Raw genomic sequence first — 16,732 nt, 5'->3', positions numbered from 1 at the left:
AAGTCATAGAATTATGAAACAATATAAAAATATCATATTATCAACGGTATCGGCCGGCCTTGTACTGGGCTTCGCGGCTTGTACCAACAGTTATGAGGAATACAACCAGAATCCTTATGGCGTATCGAAGGAGGAAATGCAGCGCGACGCTTACTCGCTGGGTGCTGCCATGGTGAACCTCCAGAGTTGGGTAGTTCCAACCGATGTCAATACCAATCAGTTCACAGAATGTCTGTGTGGCGGTTCTTACAGCGGTTATATCTCTGATTCAAATGCCGGTTTTGCCGGAAAGAACTTTGCGCAGTATAGTCCTGAAAACGGATGGAGCCGCGTGCTGTTCAAGGATATTATCCCGAAGCTTTTCATCTATTTCAACGAAGTGAAGGGCGCAACCGATAATCCGGTGCCACTGGCTGTGGCCAATGTTGTGCAGGTTGCGGGTATTCATCGCGTTACCGACGCTTATGGTCCCATCCCTTATTCGAAGGTGGGCGTGAACGGTGATATTACCGCCGCTTATGATTCGCAGAAAGAAGTCTATACGCGGCTCTTCCAAAAGCTTGATGAAGCGGTCAAAACATTGACGGCCAATCGCACAGCCAACTTCTCTCCCAAGGCCGACAAGGTATATGGTGGAAATGTAGAGAAATGGATTAAGTTTGCCAACTCTCTGCGTCTGCGCCTCGCCGTTCGTATTTCAAAAGCTGATCCCGCAACGGCTAAACAGCAGGCTGAGGCTGCCGTGAACCACGAAGTGGGCGTTATGACCGGCAATGACGACAATGCTTTCATGACCTTGTCGAGCACCAATCCTTTTGAAGTAATCATGTACGAGTATAATGGTGGCGACTCGCGTGTCGGAGCCGATATCACTTCCTATATGAACGGGTATAACGATCCGCGTCGTGCCGCGATGTTCACTAAGTCAACCTTTGCCAACGGAACTAACGGATACTATGGACTGCGTTCCGGAATACAGATTCCGGGTGGCGAGATTGCCCATGCCTATTCTAATTATAACGTGAAGACAGACACCAAACTGTTGTGGATGAATGCGGCAGAGGTGGCTTTCCTGCGTGCCGAAGGCGCGTTGAAGGGCTGGAATATGGGCGATAAGGCCGGCAATTTCTACGCGAAGGGCGTTAAACTCTCTTTCGAACAGTGGGGCGTAAGCGGAGCGGAGAAGTATCTGGCCGACGCTGCCAGCACACCGGCGCTTTACAATGACCCCGTTGGTAATAATTCTTATAGCGGCAAGACGTCGACCGTTACCATCGCGTGGAACGACGGAGACGCATTGGAGCGTCAACTCGAACGTGTCATCACGCAGAAATGGCTGGCCATGTTCCCACTCGGACTTGAGGCTTGGGCCGACTATCGCCGCACCGGTTATCCGTTGCTCATGCCCGTCAAGGTCAATAATAGTGGCGGTATTGTCAACACGGAGCGTGGCGCACGTCGCTTGGCGTATCCGCAAGAAGAGCGTACCAACAATCTCGACAACTATAATGCGGCCGTAGGAATGCTCGGAGGAGCCGACAATATGGCTACCGACGTGTGGTGGGCCAAGTAAGTTGAAGGTAAGAATACGGATATATAAATAATGATTACCGAATTAAATAGAATAAAAACAATGAAACATATCATCAAGAGTCTGACATTTTCAACGGTCTGCGCGGCGGCTCTATTCCTGTGTAGCTGTGATACGGACGTTGAACCTGTAGACATCAATCCAGCAGGTATTGAACGGCAGAATGCCGAACTCTATCAGAATTACCTTACAAACCTCAGGGCTTACAAGGCAGGTCATCATAAAATCATGATGGCATGGTTCGACAACGGCCAGGCCATTCCTTTCAGTCAGGCCCAGCATATCAACGCCGTGCCCGACAGCGTGGACTATGTTGTGCTGACGAAACCGGAAATGCTCACCGAGCAGATGATGAAAGAAATTGAGGAAGTGCGGAGCCAGAAAGGCATGAAAGTGGTGTTCCAAGTAAGCTGCGAAGACATTAAGGTGGCTTATGACGCGCAGAAGAAGGCCTTCGGAGAGAATCCAGATAACGCGGGGAAAGCGTTCAAGGACTTCAATACCTACCTTGTCGATTCGCTCAATACGCAGATGAAGCTTGTCGATAACTTCAACTACGACGGCGTCATCATGGGATTCAATGCCAAACTGACCCTTTACCTGACCGAAGAGCAGAAGGCTGAGGCCATGGCAGTGGAGGCTGTGTTCCTCGGAATTGCCAAGGATTGGGCCGCACGACATAAGAATAAGGAACTCATTATGATGGGTCGTCCGCAGTACGTAACCGATAAGACGTTGTTGGAACAGGCCCGCTACATCATCATTCCTACGCAGGCAGAGAAGTCGGTCTATGGAGTGGACTTTCTCGTACGCAAGGCTTTGGATGAAGGCGTGCCTTCCGACAAGTTCATTTTGCTGGCCAACAACAAGTCGGCTGATGAAACCGATACTAAGACAGGCTACTGGGGCAAGACGTTGGCCATGCACGGCATCGCTAAGTTCGTCGCTTCAGATCACACCGGCTACACCTGCGCCGGCATGGGACTGCTCAATGCCAACATAGATTACTACAACGCGTCGTTCACTTATCCCAATCTGCGTAAGGTAATCTCGACTATCAATCCAACCGTTAAAGAATAAAAGGAAATGAAGAAGCTATTTAAATATATGCCGCTTGTGGCTGCCGCATTTCTGATGACGGCCTGCCAGAACAACGATGAAGCCAACTTCAAGAGCAAGGCGTTCATCGACGGCAAGACATTCACTTCGGAAACGATTATCAAGGGCGAGACAAACATCGTGAAGTCGCTCACGCTTTCGACGGCACGTCCGGCCGAAAAGGAACTGAACGCCACATTCAGCGTGGCTGCCAATCTGGTAGAAACCTACAACCAAGCCTACTATGCCAAGGCCGTCATGTTGCCCGATACCTGCTATAAGGTGGTCAAGGGCGACGTGAAGATTAACCAAGGTAGCGTGAACAGCAACGAAGCGCAGTTTGCTTTCTTCAAACTGGCCAATCTGGATCGTGCCATTACCTACGTGTTACCTGTAACAGTGAACTGTCAGGACATTGAGGTGTTGCAGTCGGCGAAGAACTATTACTTCGTGTTCCGTGCGGGCGCGCTCATCAATGTGGTAGCCGACATGAGCAAAAACTACCTCACTGTGAAATGGGCAACGCCCGATTTGGTGAACAATATGAACCAGATTACGATGGAAGCGCTCATCTATCCGCGCGAATTTGGTAAGCTCATCTCCACCGTTATGGGTATTGAGGGAAACTTCCTCATGCGTATTGGCGACGCCGGTTTCCCTGATAACCAGATTCAGATAGCCACCGGTGCGGGCAATTTCCCCGACGCCGACTCTAACAAGGGCCTGCAAACCAACCGCTGGCAGCATGTAGCCATGACCTACGACGCCGATACGCGCGAGGTAAAGGTCTACGTCAACGGCAGCTTACAGTCGGAGGGGATGCTCCGATGTGGCAGAGTTTCCATCGTAGGGAACGGTACTGACCGCGACTTCCTCCTCGGCAAGTCGTACGATGATGCCCGTTGGTTCGAGGGCAACATGTCCGAGGTGCGCGTTTGGAACGTAGTGCGCACGCAGGAAGAAATTGCCGCCAACTTCTATAGTGTCGATCCCAAGTCGAAAGGCTTGGTAGGCTACTGGAAGATGGACGACAGCACAAGCCCAAACATCGTCAAGGACGCCACTGGTAACGGCAATGACGCTACGGCCAACAAGCCTTTGTCATGGCATAACGTGTCGCTGCCCGAAAAGAAATAACCCTTTAACTTAAATCACATGAAATTTATGAATATCAATAGCATCAAGATGCTGGCTCTCTCGTTGGCAGGACTGGCCATAGCGGCAGCCTGTACGAACGATATAGACGTGCCCGGCGTCGACGAAAGTAACTATCGGATATCGGAAAACAGCTTCGCCTTTATTACCGATAAATATGGATGCAGCCATCAAGATTCGCTTATCTTTAACGAAAAAGGCTCCATCGACTTCTATGTCAACCTATCGAAGGCTGCCACTACCGATCAAGAATATACGTTGGTGTACGACACCAAGGCCCTCGAAAACTACAATAAGGCTCACGGAACCAACGTTAAGGCCCTGCCCGAGAAGCTCATCAAGGTAGGCGGAGCGGCTAAAGTGGCTGCCGGAGCCATGAAGTCGTCAAAGGTGACGGTGGAATATACTTCGGCCGAAGAGCTTGAGAAGAACGGCATCTATGCCATTCCCGTGAGCGTGAAGGGTGCCGCTCAGGCGTCGAAGGATAAAGGCGAGTTCGTACTCATCGTGCGCGACATCACCAAAATGCCCAACTGCCACAAGGAAAACGGCCTGCAGGTGATCAGTTGCATGGAAGTGAACGACGCCAATCCGCTCCATAATCTCTGCTATACACTGAAAGAGTCGGGTAAATTCGTTATCGATCAGGTGATTCTCTTCTCAGGAAACATCAACTATAACGTAGAGACCGGCGAAGTTTATAACTATAACAACGAGAACGTGCAACACCTGCTCGACTATCGGGAAAAATATCTGAAGCCATTACAGCAGAAAGGCATGAAAGTTATTCTGGGAATTCTGGGCAACCACGATCGTTCAGGTGTCGCCAATTTGTCGAAAGAAGGAGCCAAAAGATTTGCACAAGACCTGAAAGCAGTGGTTGCTGCTTACGAACTCGATGGTATTTTCTTTGATGACGAGTATTCCAGTTACGGCAGCTATCCCGGTTTTGTCAGCCCGTCGAATGAAGCCGCATCGCGTCTTTGCTATGAATGCAAGCGTGCTATGCCCGACAAACTCATGGAAGTGTACGTCTACAGTCGTACCGGAAGCTTGTATGAAGTAGATGGACATCAGCCCGGCGAATACATCGACTACGCTATTCAGGACTACGGACGCTACAGCAACCTGAGCCGCAACTATCCCGGATTGGCCAAGAAAGGCATGATTCAGGCTTCGTCCGAGTTTGCTCAAGGACGTATTATTAGCTCATGGGAGGCCGAAAAGATCAAGTCTGACGGCTACGGTGGCACAATGGTGTTCTCACTGAATCCCCGTAACGGTTATGCTTCTCGTTTCAGCACGATCACAAAAGCCTTCTATGGCGAGGAAACCATACGGACGGGTAACTACGCAAAAGATTGGTAACACGCTAAAAATATAAAAAGATGAAAGTAAAATATATATATTCGGCTATGATGGCAGCCGTTTTCGCCGTGGCTCTTACAGCCTGCAGCAACGAGAATGATATGCCCGAACCAGAGCAGAAGCCGAAAGAGACGACGCCCATCACTTTAAGTACAGACACGGTGAAGGTAGGAGTGGGCGAGTCTTCCACCTTTAATATCACTGCCGGAGGCGGCGATTACAAACTGATTGTAGAGAATCCGGACATCGCTTCGGCCACGATAGCGGGTAATGCCGTGACCGTCAAGAGTGCGGTGAAAGGAAAAACGGGTATCATAGTTTCGGATGCCACCGGCAATTATAAGCGTGTCATCGTGAAGTCGATGTACACCAAGATTTCGCTTGACAAAGAAGAGGTGAAGGTCGGCATGAAAATCGGCCACACCGATGGCCTTGCCGAGGTGACCGTCATTAGCGGAAACGGTGGTTACGAAGCGGTCAGCGACCATGAAGACGTGGCCCGCATCAAGTATGTTCGTGAGAATGTAGTTACCATTACGGGCGTGAAAAACGGTTCGGCAACCATCACCATCACCGATATGATGGGCCTGACCAAGACTGTGAAGGTAACGGTCGAAACCACCGACGTAGCTTATAGCGAGGAGGAAAAGGCCAAAATCATGCAGTCTACACAAGAAACCATCACTTTCGACGAATCTCCCACTCCCTCCTGGGGCACGATGGATATAAGCGAAGACGACGGTAAGTGGCTTGCGCAATGGAGTTATTACGGCGAGTCCTACCTCAAGTGTTGGTTTGAAGGCGACCTCACCGTGGGCAAGAAGACCGGCGGTAGGGTGGAAAGCAAAGATAGTTATTGGAATCCTCTCAAAGCTTATGACAACGTAAACGTGGAGATCCTCAAGGTTACCGATACCCACGTGTGGGGCATCATGTCCGTTCTCAAAGACGACTACCTGCACTACGGTTACTTCTGTTTACCGAAAGTCGAAGCAAAACCAGAAGATTAGCTCAAAATGTTTTTATTTTTTCTATCATACGTTGAGTAATGATTAGTTATACTGATTGGGAAAGGTCTGCAGTGATGCAGGCCTTTTCTGCTTTTTGTTTCGGCTTGTCTGAATGCTTATTTTACGTATTCTCTTTCTCAAGGAGTGTCGAAATCGCGTGTCCGCAGGCTGGTAACGAGGCTCGAAGAAGCGGATAAAAACCACACGTGAGTGAGCGGGGGCGTAAGATCGGGGGCGAAACCATGTTATAAAACTTTAAATATATAACCTTTTTATTCCATCTTGCGCCATATCATCCTACTTTTGTAGACACGACATGCCATTTTCGTATGGCTGGATTTTCAATAACAATAATCAATCATATAACAACAGATGAAAAAAATCATTCTAACAATGGCTGTGGCCCTGACCGCTTTGTCAGGTTTCGCGGCCCCCAAAGGTAATTTCAACTTGAAGGTTGACCTGAAGAATTTCGGCGACACCATGATCGTAGTCATCCCCGGAGCCGCTCACAAAAGCCCTAAAATGGAAACGGTGGTGGCTAAAAACGGCAAGTTCGAGGTAGACTTGGATATTGCCAAGCCCACAACGCTGCAGCTCGTGACGCCCGGCACCATGCGTCAAGAGGAAACGAAGTATACTACTGTCGTAGCCGTACCGGGCGAGAAGTGCGAGCTGAAGGGCGATTTGAACGATCGTTACGACATCAACGGCTCTACGTTCTATCAGCAATACCACGAGGCCGACCTGGCGATGGAGAAGGCACATCACCCGCTGAAGGAACTGCAGAAGGCTCTCACGGACCGCATGAAGGCCGGTGAGAACCAGGAAACCATCATGAAGGAATACCACGAGAAGGCTCCGGCCCTGCAAAAAGCCTACGCCGACGCCATCATGAACTTCATCAAGACTCATCCGGACAGCGAAGCCAGCGCCGCCATCATACTCAATCTGGACGAGCTGAGCCTCATGGAGCAGGCTGTCGGCTTGCTCTCGCCCGCGGTGAAGAACGGTCGCATGAAGAGTTTCTACAATGATCCGATTGAGGAAATCAAGCAACACCGGGCCAAGGAGGCGGAGAATGCCAAGAAACAGGCTGCCGGCGTCGTAGCTCCCGACTTCACGTTGAAGGACATCAACGGCAAAGACCTGACGCTGTCGAGCTTCCATGGCAAGTACGTACTGCTCGATTTCTGGGGCTCATGGTGCGGATGGTGTATCAAGGGTATGCCGAAGATGAAGGAATACTACCAGAAATATGCCGGCAAATTCGAGATTATCGGCGTAGACTGCAACGATACCGACGCCAAGTGGAGAGCTGCCGTGCAGAAACACCAGTTGCCCTGGCTCCATGTCTACAACCCCAGAGACAGCAAGGTGCTGGGTGACTATGGCGTATCGGGCTTCCCCACGAAGATACTCGTAGGTCCCGACGGCAAGATCGTGAAGACTATTGTGGGTGAAGATCCGGCTTTCTACACCTTCCTCGACGAGACTTTCGGGAAATAACCGACGTCTGACGACATTACATTTATCAATCAAAGGCACGGCTGTGAGCAAACGTTCATGGCCGTGCCTTTGTTTTGTGCTGCTCCGGAGGCTATCTGATAATTTGTGAGGGACAAGTCTATAAGTGATTTTGTTATAAAAAATCGCATTATTTTAACACTTCTACGACACGTCATCCGGGTGCCGACATGCCGAAAAATCCCTTCGGTTTGCCGATTTTTATACTCTTTTATGTTCAAAGTTATGCTTTTATCGGCTCAAAGCATAGCGATTACGTCGCTAAACCATAGCTTTTAGCCGATAAAAGGGCCGCGATTATGGCCTGAAAGCATAGAGATTAAGGGCGAAAAAGCGAAGGGGAAAAGCCTTAAAAATCGTAATATGCTGATAACCAATGTTTTATAAACTTGCTCTACAATCGCTTATTTCCGCCCAAGTCTTTTCTTTTTCAAAATAACGCCACTTTTTGGAGGGTAGATGTAAAGATTATTCAGGGTTAAGACATAAGAAAACCTACCCCGGCCATTGCTTTGCCTCGCTCCGCGAACAGCGACCTTCGGTTCCCAAAGGGAGGGAGAACTAACTGAAAAGGGGGTGAAGTGTGCAATGTGATAGCCTATAAACAGGGCTTTTGTATAGGGGTGATAGATTTTTGTCTATGAGTCGATAGATAATATCTGTTGTGATAAATGTATATAGATACTACCTTTGCAACATCAAAATAAAATAATAATAACGATTAAAATATTCAGATTATGACAATACAAATGCCCGTACTTCCTTACGCAGAGAATGCTTTGGAACCCGTTATCAGCCAGCAGACAATAGCTTTCCATTATGGCAAGCACCTTCAGAATTACGTCAACACCTTGACTTCACTTGCGAAAGATACCGAGTTTGCTGATAAGAGCGTAGAAGAAATCGTGGTGTCGGCACCCGAAGGCCCGTTGTTCAACAACGCCGGACAGACCCTCAACCACGCGCTCTATTTCGCTCAGTTCAAGTCGCCCGTGCAGAACAATGTTCCTTCGGGTCGTCTGGCCGAAAGTATCAACGCGGCCTTTGGCAGTTTCGACAACTTCAAACAACAGTTCGCGCAGGCCGCTACGACGCTCTTCGGCTCCGGTTGGGCTTGGCTCTCGCAGGATAAGGACGGTAAACTCGTCATCACCAAGGAACCCAATGGTGGCAATCCGCTGCGTCATGGGCTTAATCCGCTCTATGGACTCGACGTGTGGGAGCACGCTTACTACCTCGATTTCCAGAACCGGCGTGCCGATCATGTTGCGGCCAGCTGGGATATCGTAGACTGGGACATCGTGGCAAGCCGTCTGAAATAAACGCCTCAACGTATTTTTTCAATAGAAAAGAACATTAAACAATAATAAAGTAAACATATAATGGAACCAATTATCAATCAGCACGCGCCTGAATTCAAGGTTCAGGCATTCCAGAACGGTAGTTTCAAGACCGTAAGTAGTAAAGACATTGAAGGCAAGTGGGCTTTATTCTTCTTTTATCCCGCCGATTTCACTTTCGTATGTCCTACGGAGTTGGAAGACTTGGCCGATCACTACGAGCAGCTTAAAAGCATGGGCGTGGAAGTGTTCTCGGTGAGCACCGACACTCATTTCGTACACAAGGCATGGCACGACGCTTCCGAAACCATCAAGAAAATACACTACACCATGCTGGGTGACCCCACAGGTCAGTTGAGTCGTGGCTTCGGCGTGTACAAGGAGGATGAGGGCGTGGCTTACCGCGGCACCTTCCTCGTAAATCCCGAAGGTCTTATCAAGTTGGCCGAGATACAGGATAACAGTATCGGTCGCAATGCCGACGAACTCGTCCGCAAGGTAGAGGCTGCCCAGTTCGTGGCTGAACACGACGGCGAGGTGTGCCCCGCACGCTGGAAGAAGGGTGATAAGACCCTCAAACCCGGTATCGACCTGGTAGGAAAAATATAATACAAAGATAAGAAATAGAGAGCCGAGGAGACGTGATCGAGCAGATTACGTCTCCTTTTTCGTTTCTCCTGTATGAGATTCTCCGAATAAATCATACGCCCTCAATCCCGAACTGGCAATTATGAGTTCTAAAATCGGAAGATGAAAGAATGAGCGCGGCGGGATGGGAGGCGTTGAAAAGAATGGTATTGCCCTGTGAATCACCTGTTTTGGGTATTGCTTTGCATGTTTTTTCCTGTTATTTTTGACTGCATGAAAAGCATGACATATCGCCATGTTTCACTTTAACGGTTTATTAAAATGGAAAAGAAGACGATTATCGGTATCGTGTGTGTTGTCGTTGTTTATGTACTTAGTGTGCTGGGAGCGTCGCTCTTAGGCTTTCTTTCTGCCTATTTCTGGGTGGGCAGTCCTATTTTGGCCTCGCTGCTGTGTGCCTTTTCTTACGCGTGGTTGGCCCGCCGGTGGCGCAAGAGCGGCCTGGCCACCGTGTTGTCGTTAGCTGTGGTGCTTTTCTTCTTGGCTTGCGGAGAGATCGATTTGAAAACGGCCACCATCGCTGTGATGGTAGGTGTGCTGTCCGATGTGGTACGACAGATGATGGGCACCGACACGGCCGAAAGCTCTTTCTGGGCCTATCCCATCCTGGCATTGGCTCCCATCGCCTGGTTTATTCCCCTTTGGACAAATCCACAAAACTATTACGAGGCTACCATCGAAGAGATGGGGCAGGACTATGCCAATGTCATTCTTACGCTGTCGTCTCCCTGGAGCTTTGCCTTTGTGGTAGGAGCCACGGCGCTGTTGGGCTTTGTGGGAATCAGATTGGCAAGAGTTTTAGTTGGCAAGTAGACAAGTTGACGAGTAGACGAGTAGACGAGTTGATAGTAAGCCTAATGAAAGGAAACTATCAACTCGTCTACTCGTCTACTCGTCAACTTGTTAACTTCAACGCCTATCGTGCGTTGATTTCCTTGATGAGGCGGTCGGCATGGCCCCACTTGTCCATCATGTAGAGCACGTAGCGGATGTCGACGCCGATGCAGCGGGCCAATCGCTTGTCGAAGTTGATGTCGCTCGACAGGCTGTCCCAGTTACCGTCGAACGCCAGACCGATGAGTCGGCCCAGACCGTCGAACATCGGGCTGCCTGAGTTGCCTCCCGTGATGTCGTTGTTGGTGAGGAAGCACAGCTGTAGCTTGCCACTGGCCTTGTCGGCGTAGCGTCCGTAGTCGGTAGCGCTCATGAGTTGGTGCATGATGGGCTCGGCCCGGTAGTCGAAAACGCCCGCGTCGCCCTGCTTCATCTTGGCCAATAGGCTCTCGGCCGTGGTGTAATAGCCCGACGGACGGCCGCCTAAGTCGAAGCCACCCACCTGTCCGTAGGAGAGCCGCATGGTGAAGTTGGCGTCGCTGTAGTGGGGCATGTCTTCCTCCATACGCAGCTTGGCGGCGCAGAGCCAGCGTTCCTGGTCGGCGATGGAGTCGGCATATTCGCGCATGCCGGCCACGAGCGCGCCTCGCGTCTCCAGCAAATCCAGTCCGAATTGCACGCCGGGATCCTGCTTATAGCTCTTCTTGTTGACGTAAATCTTCGTGCCGCTCTTCATGAGAAACGACTTTTTATAGAGATAGTCCACATAGGCTTGGTAGTCGTCGCCGAACTTCCGGTCGATGGTCTTGTAGAAAGCCGGCAGATATTCGGCGTCGGCATGCGCACGATAGTTCTTGAGCAGCGTGGCCATCACCTCCTTGTCGAGCGCCTCGTCCCATTCTCCACTGTTGTCCTTGAACAGGATATACTGTTTCTTCGGATTCTTTTCGGGTCCTTGCACCTCTATTCGGTCGAGCTTGGCGGCACGGGTAGCGAACTCGCTCGTGCGGCGGAAGGTCTCGTTGAAGTACGTGAGGTTGCGCATGATGTCGAACCGTTGGGCGTAGAACCGGCGCGTCTTGTCGAAGTCGAGCTTGCCCTTGAGAAAGCCGGTGCTGTCCTGCCAGGCCGCGATACGGTCTTCATAGGCTTTCTTCTGGTTGATGATGCCGATGGAGTCGATACACTTGTTCATGCCGATTGAGTTCTTCCAGTAGTTGGCGCTCTGGGCGAATTTCGAGTCATACTTGATTCTGACGGCCTCGTCGGCCCGCATGTGGCGCGTCATCACCTCCTGTTTCACGCCCCTCACCTGTGCCCGTGGCGCATTTTGGGCGTCGCGCATCTCGCGGATACCATAGCTGGAGAGGTAGCGGCTGGTGCTGCCGGGATAGCCCATGGTCATGGCGAAGTCGCCGTCCTTGTAGCCCTGCAGGCTCACCTGTGCCCAATGCTTCGGCCGGTAGGGCACGTTGTCCTTGCTGTAGTCGGCCGGTCCGTTGGTCTTGGGGTCGGCATAGACGCGGAACACGCTGAAGTCGCACGTCTGGCGGGGCCACATCCAGTTGTCGGTCTCGCCGCCGAACTTGCCCATCGACTTGGGAACGGCGAACACTAAGCGCAGGTCGTTGAAGTCCTGATACGTCGTGGCGTAGAATTTGTTACCCTCGTAGAAGGCGTCCACGTTCACGTGATAGCTCTTGTCACGCTTTCGGGCCTCGCGGGTCAGCGCGTTTTCGAGCGAGTCGACCAGAAAGGCCTGTCGCTCTTTCGACAGCACGTTGAAGCCCAGCTTGTCTAACTCGGGCGTGATGTCCTTCTGTTCCACCATGAAACTGACGAACATGTTCTCGTTCGGTAGCTCCTCGGCATAGCTTTGGGCCACGAAGCCGTTGAGCATATAGTCGTGTTCCACCGTCGAATGGCTGCGAATGCCCTCGAAGCCGCAGTGATGGTTGGTGAAGACCAGTCCGTCGGGACTCACCACGACGCCCGAGCAATGGCCCGAGAAGTTGACCACGGCGTTCTTGATGGCGTCTTTGCCGTGATAGAGGTCGTCGTAGGGCAACTTGAAACCTTCCGTCCGCATCTGCTCATACACGGCTTGCGGCAGGTTGTAGAGCGTCCACATGCCTTCGTCGGCATGAGACGGCAGGAAAGAAAAAAGGGAAGAAAGTAAGAAAAGGGTTACTCTTGATTTTCTCATAGTCTATGTTTTAAAAATGAATGATCGGTGGGTTGAAAATGAAGTGTGACAAACGGGTTTGCGAAAGCTATGCTTTTAGCGCCTAAAAGCATAGCTTTCATCGGCTAAAAGGGTAACTATTAGGAGCTAAAAGCATAGCTTTCGCAAACTACTTGCGGAACCTTCTGCCGATGACGGGCAAACTGCCGAGCGGAATGTCGCGTTTGACGATGACACCGGCGAACAGCATTATCAGTATCGTATTGAAGCCCATGGCCGGCCATGAGCCCCATTGGCGGTTGGCAAAGATCATGCCTAAGAAGAGCGCCGCGGCCAGAACCACGTAAAGGAAGATATCTTTCAGCGGATAGTTCACGGGATAATATTTCTGTCCGAACACGTAGCTGGCCACCATGCTGACGCCATAGGCCGCGAAACCGGCCCAGGCACAGGCCATGTAGCTGAACCGCGGGATGAGCAGCACGTCGATAATCAACAGTACCACGCAGCCCAAGCCCGAGAAATAGGCGCCCCAGATGGTGCGGTCGGTCAGCTTGTACCAGAAGCTGAGGTTGAAATAGACGCCGAACATGATTTCGGCGGCCATCACGATGGGGATAACTTTCAGTCCTTCCCAGTAGTCGGGGGCCACCACGTGGCGCAGAATATCCATGTAGCCGATGACGCAGAGAAAGGCCAGCAGCGTAAAGATGATGTAGTATTTCATCACCTTGGCATACGTTTCTTTCTTGTCGGCGCTCTTGTTGGCAAAGACGAACGGCTCGTAGGCGAAGCGGAAGGCCTGCGTGATGATGACCATGATCATTGCGATCTTGATGGTGCTGCCGTAGATACCCAGCTGCGCACGGGCCTCCTGCATGCTGCCGTTGTAGAAATAGGGGAAGATGAGCGTCGAGGCGCTCTGGTTTAGCTGCCCCGCGATGCCGAGAATGAGCATGGGCCACGTGTAGGAGAGCATGCGGCGGCACATCGCCCGGTCGAAGCCGAAGGTGATTCCCTTCATCTCCTTGAGCAAAAGCAGGGCCGTGATGACGCTCACCACGAGGTTGAGATAGAACACAATGCCCACGTCGGGTATGAAGTTGGCGTCGTAAATGCCGAACGCGTTGACGCGCAGGAAGGGGAAAACGATGAGGAAAAGAGCCACGAGGGCCACGTTGATAGCGATGTTGAGGCACTTCAGTGTGGCAAACTTGACGGGGCGGTGTTGGTAGCGCAGGTAGTCGAACATGATACACGACCACGCGTCGATGGCCACACAGATGGCCATAGAGCCGATATACCAAGGATGATCGCCGTAGCCTATGAACGTGGCAATGGGCTTCAGAAAGAGAATAACAAGCACGGCGAAGGCCAAAGCGACGGCTCCCACCATGCGCAAAGCGGTGGAATAGACCATGCGGGCGTCCTCTCCTTCCTTGTTGGCAAAGCGGAAGAAGGTGGTCTCCATGCCGAAAGTGAGGGCGATGATGAGGATTCCGATATAGGAATAGACGTTGGTGATGATGCCGTACTGGCCGCCGCTGGCCACCCACGAGTACGATTCGATGGGCACGAGCAGGTAGTTGATGAACCTGGCAGCAATGCTGCTGATACCATAGATGGCGGTATCTTTCAATAGAGGCTTCAGATTTGCCATAGTTTTAAGTGAAGTGTGAAGAACGCAGCGTGAAGAATCAAACTGATTTTAAGTGAATCGTGAAGAACGAAGGGTGAAGAATCAAACTGATTTTAAGTGAAGTGTGAAGAATCACATAGCAAGGCTAATCATTCATCCCGACAACACAACACCCTGACACCCCATCAATACCTGTATTTAGAAGAAGATGTAGCATATCGTGATGGCGCTAATCGTACCGATGAGGTCGGCCAGCAGTCCGCAGGCCACGGCGTGGCGCGTGTATTTAATACTGACGCTGCCGAAATATACGGCCAGGATATAGAAGGTGGTGTCGGTCGAGCCTTGCAGAATGCAGCTCAGACGGCCCACAAAACTGTCGGCGCCGTAGGTCTTCATGGCTTCGAGCATCATGCCTCTGGCGCCGCTACCGCTCAGCGGTTTCATGAAAGCCGTGGGCAGACCGCCCACGAAATCGCCGTTCAGCCCCAGCAGTTCCACGCCCCGGCGAATGTCGCCGATGAGCATATCCATCGCGCCCGACGCCCGGAAGACGCCCACCGCCACGAGGATGGCCACGAGATAGGGGATGATGCGTACGGCAGTCGTGAAGCCTTCCTTGGCTCCTTCGATGAAAGCGTCGTATACGTTGACGCGCTTCCACAGTCCCGCTAAGATGAAAGCGACGATTACGCCCAACAGAATTAGGTTGCTCGCGACGCTCGTCACCGTGCCCATCGTGTCTTTGTCCATCCGTCCGAAGCCCCAGATGAGCAGTCCCACGAAAGCCACGATACCGCCCAAAGTGGCCAAGAGGGCCGGTTGGAGCAGGCTCGTCTTCTGCCACAGCAGCGTCAGCACGATGCCGGCCAGCGTGGCAATGGTGGTGGAAAGCAAGATGGGGATGAATACATCGGTGGGCATGGCCGCGCCATACGACGCACGGAAAGCCAGAATGGTGGTCGGAATGATGGTCAGTCCGCTGGTGTTGAGCACCAAAAACATGATCATGGGGTTGGTGGCGGTGTCCTTTTTCGGGTTGAGTTCCTGCAACTGGGCCATCGCTTTCAGTCCCGTCGGCGTGGCGGCGTTGTCGAGTCCCAGTATGTTCGACGCTATATTCATGAACATGGAACCCATGGCGGGGTGGTTTTTGGGAATGTCGGGGAAGAGTTTGGTGAACACCGGGCTGAGCATGCGGGCCAACGCGTTGACGGCTCCGGCCTTTTCGCCGATTTTCATGATACCGAGCCACAGTGCCAGTACGCCTGTCAGGCCCAGGGAAGTCTCGAATGCCGTCTTCGAAGAATCGAAAGTGGAATCGACAATCTTCTGAAAGACGGTCGTGTCGCCCATCAACAGTCCGATGACCGCAAAGATAAAAGCGATGATAAAAAACGCAATCCAAATGTAGTTTAACACCATAATCAGACGCAAAGTTAAGCTAAATGGCGCAAGTTTAGGGTGTTAATGAGTTAAAGAAGTTAAATAGGGGGGAGTTGTGAGGGTGGAGGGGTGGTGGAAGGTAGGTCTTGATGATTTGCTTTGAGCCTAAAGGTTAAGTAAAAAACTTTTAGAATAGATAAATCTAATTACTCTTATCTAAAGGATAACCTTTGGATGAAAAACGTTTTTCAAGCTTTTAACTTGAAATAATCTTTCGCAACGTTGTTAATTGTAATATTTAAGTTAATAATTATCATTATTTATGGTAAAATTCTTATAAATTTAAAATAACATATTATATTAGCAACATTAAACTTTTATAATAACCAAATGAAGACCATAAAGATTTTTGTAATATTAGCTGTTGCTTTTGGTGTGTTAAATTGGCTGCTTGATATTATATTTTGTGTGGAGATTGAGCATTGGGGAAGGTTGATTTTAAAGAGTTTAGGTTTTTCAATACTAACACTTTCTTATTAAAATTACTCAAAGTATGAAAAAGTTTCGGCTCACTGGATAATTTGTGGGGACAAATTGATTCAGCGCTTCCGTGATTTTTGTCAGAAAAAACTACCAGATTTTAACACTTCCGCAACACGTCATCTAAGTGGCGGCACGCCGAAAAAGGCCTTCGTTTTGCCAATTTCGACACCCTTTTATGCCCAAAGTGATACTTTTATCGGCTCAAAGCATAGCGATTACACGGCCAAAGCATAGCTTTTAGCTGATGAAAGGGCCGCGATGACGGCCTGAAAGCATAACGATTAAGGGTAAAAAAGCGAAGGGAAAACACCCTTAAAAGTACAATGTATTGATAATCAGTGTTTTATAAATTTGCTCTACAATCGCTTATTTTCGCCCATCTCTTTTCTTTTTCAAAATAATGCCACT

13 protein-coding genes are annotated in these 16,732 nt (G+C 50.5%); 10 read left to right on the top strand and 3 right to left on the bottom strand.

What is annotated here, in order from left to right; all coding sequences use genetic code 11:
- Positions 1-13: 13 nt before the first annotated feature.
- From JHU38_RS00715 to JHU38_RS00675, 9 genes are all read left to right on the top strand, one after another.
- On the top strand, positions 14-1,573 hold the full coding sequence (locus JHU38_RS00715; RefSeq protein WP_107581510.1) for a RagB/SusD family nutrient uptake outer membrane protein: 1,560 nt from the start codon (positions 14-16) through the stop codon (positions 1,571-1,573).
- Between the two features lie 60 nt (positions 1,574-1,633).
- Positions 1,634-2,671 carry a glycoside hydrolase family 18 gene (locus tag JHU38_RS00710; RefSeq protein WP_107581511.1) on the top strand — a complete coding sequence of 346 codons (1,038 nt, stop codon included), beginning with the start codon at positions 1,634-1,636 and terminating at the stop codon, positions 2,669-2,671.
- 6 nt (positions 2,672-2,677) lie between these two features.
- Positions 2,678-3,826 carry a DUF1735 and LamG domain-containing protein gene (locus tag JHU38_RS00705; RefSeq protein WP_107581512.1) on the top strand — a complete coding sequence of 383 codons (1,149 nt, stop codon included), beginning with the start codon at positions 2,678-2,680 and terminating at the stop codon, positions 3,824-3,826.
- A 27-nt stretch (positions 3,827-3,853) separates the two neighbouring features.
- Positions 3,854-5,212 carry a BT_3987 domain-containing protein gene (locus tag JHU38_RS00700; RefSeq protein WP_107582341.1) on the top strand — a complete coding sequence of 453 codons (1,359 nt, stop codon included), beginning with the start codon at positions 3,854-3,856 and terminating at the stop codon, positions 5,210-5,212.
- A 20-nt stretch (positions 5,213-5,232) separates the two neighbouring features.
- Entirely contained in the window at positions 5,233-6,222 is a 990-nt protein-coding gene (locus JHU38_RS00695; RefSeq protein ID WP_199222644.1) for a hypothetical protein, read from the top strand.
- Positions 6,223-6,594: 372 nt separating this feature from the next.
- Positions 6,595-7,731, top strand: a complete 1,137-nt coding sequence (locus JHU38_RS00690; protein ID WP_107581513.1) for a TlpA disulfide reductase family protein — start codon at positions 6,595-6,597, stop codon at positions 7,729-7,731.
- Between the two features lie 752 nt (positions 7,732-8,483).
- Complete coding sequence (locus JHU38_RS00685; RefSeq protein WP_304589954.1) at positions 8,484-9,071, top strand: superoxide dismutase; 588 nt, start codon at positions 8,484-8,486, stop codon at positions 9,069-9,071.
- Positions 9,072-9,131: 60 nt separating this feature from the next.
- Positions 9,132-9,698, top strand: a complete 567-nt coding sequence (ahpC, locus tag JHU38_RS00680) for an alkyl hydroperoxide reductase subunit C (RefSeq protein WP_107581515.1) — start codon at positions 9,132-9,134, stop codon at positions 9,696-9,698.
- 300 nt (positions 9,699-9,998) lie between these two features.
- Positions 9,999-10,550, top strand: coding sequence for an MptD family putative ECF transporter S component (locus JHU38_RS00675; RefSeq protein ID WP_107581517.1), 552 nt, complete (start codon positions 9,999-10,001; stop codon positions 10,548-10,550).
- Between the two features lie 103 nt (positions 10,551-10,653).
- On the opposite strand, the gene JHU38_RS00670 is transcribed toward JHU38_RS00675, so the two are convergent.
- From JHU38_RS00670 to JHU38_RS00660, 3 genes are all read right to left on the bottom strand, one after another.
- Positions 10,654-12,777 (bottom strand): S46 family peptidase, encoded by a 2,124-nt coding sequence (locus JHU38_RS00670; RefSeq protein WP_107581518.1) that lies wholly within the window; start codon positions 12,775-12,777, stop codon positions 10,654-10,656.
- A 148-nt stretch (positions 12,778-12,925) separates the two neighbouring features.
- Positions 12,926-14,416, bottom strand: a complete 1,491-nt coding sequence (locus tag JHU38_RS00665; RefSeq protein ID WP_107581519.1) for a polysaccharide biosynthesis C-terminal domain-containing protein — start codon at positions 14,414-14,416, stop codon at positions 12,926-12,928.
- A 177-nt stretch (positions 14,417-14,593) separates the two neighbouring features.
- A complete protein-coding gene (locus JHU38_RS00660; RefSeq protein ID WP_107581520.1) occupies positions 14,594-15,820 on the bottom strand; it encodes a nucleoside recognition domain-containing protein in 1,227 nt (408 codons plus the stop codon).
- A gap of 351 nt (positions 15,821-16,171) precedes the next feature.
- Between JHU38_RS00660 and JHU38_RS00655 the strand changes: the two genes are divergently transcribed.
- The gene (locus JHU38_RS00655) at positions 16,172-16,321 is read left to right on the top strand and encodes a hypothetical protein (RefSeq protein WP_158267287.1); all 150 of its coding nucleotides are present in this window, start codon (positions 16,172-16,174) and stop codon (positions 16,319-16,321) included.
- Positions 16,322-16,732: the final 411 nt, after the last annotated feature.

The sequence above is a fragment of the Prevotella illustrans genome, assembly GCF_017426725.1.
Classification (GTDB): Bacteria; Bacteroidota; Bacteroidia; order Bacteroidales; family Bacteroidaceae; genus Prevotella; species Prevotella illustrans.
This window is presented reverse-complemented; position numbering and strand designations above follow the sequence as displayed.

Coding starts and splice junctions, on each gene's coding strand:
- JHU38_RS00715 (WP_107581510.1), top strand. CDS start 14: ATGAAACAATATAAAAATATCATATTATCAACGGTATCGGCCGGCCTT.
- JHU38_RS00710 (WP_107581511.1), top strand. CDS start 1,634: ATGAAACATATCATCAAGAGTCTGACATTTTCAACGGTCTGCGCGGCG.
- JHU38_RS00705 (WP_107581512.1), top strand. CDS start 2,678: ATGAAGAAGCTATTTAAATATATGCCGCTTGTGGCTGCCGCATTTCTG.
- JHU38_RS00700 (WP_107582341.1), top strand. CDS start 3,854: ATGAATATCAATAGCATCAAGATGCTGGCTCTCTCGTTGGCAGGACTG.
- JHU38_RS00695 (WP_199222644.1), top strand. CDS start 5,233: ATGAAAGTAAAATATATATATTCGGCTATGATGGCAGCCGTTTTCGCC.
- JHU38_RS00690 (WP_107581513.1), top strand. CDS start 6,595: ATGAAAAAAATCATTCTAACAATGGCTGTGGCCCTGACCGCTTTGTCA.
- ahpC (WP_107581515.1), top strand. CDS start 9,132: ATGGAACCAATTATCAATCAGCACGCGCCTGAATTCAAGGTTCAGGCA.
- JHU38_RS00675 (WP_107581517.1), top strand. CDS start 9,999: ATGGAAAAGAAGACGATTATCGGTATCGTGTGTGTTGTCGTTGTTTAT.
- JHU38_RS00670 (WP_107581518.1), bottom strand. CDS start 12,777: ATGAGAAAATCAAGAGTAACCCTTTTCTTACTTTCTTCCCTTTTTTCT.
- JHU38_RS00665 (WP_107581519.1), bottom strand. CDS start 14,416: ATGGCAAATCTGAAGCCTCTATTGAAAGATACCGCCATCTATGGTATC.
- JHU38_RS00660 (WP_107581520.1), bottom strand. CDS start 15,820: ATGGTGTTAAACTACATTTGGATTGCGTTTTTTATCATCGCTTTTATC.
- JHU38_RS00655 (WP_158267287.1), top strand. CDS start 16,172: ATGAAGACCATAAAGATTTTTGTAATATTAGCTGTTGCTTTTGGTGTG.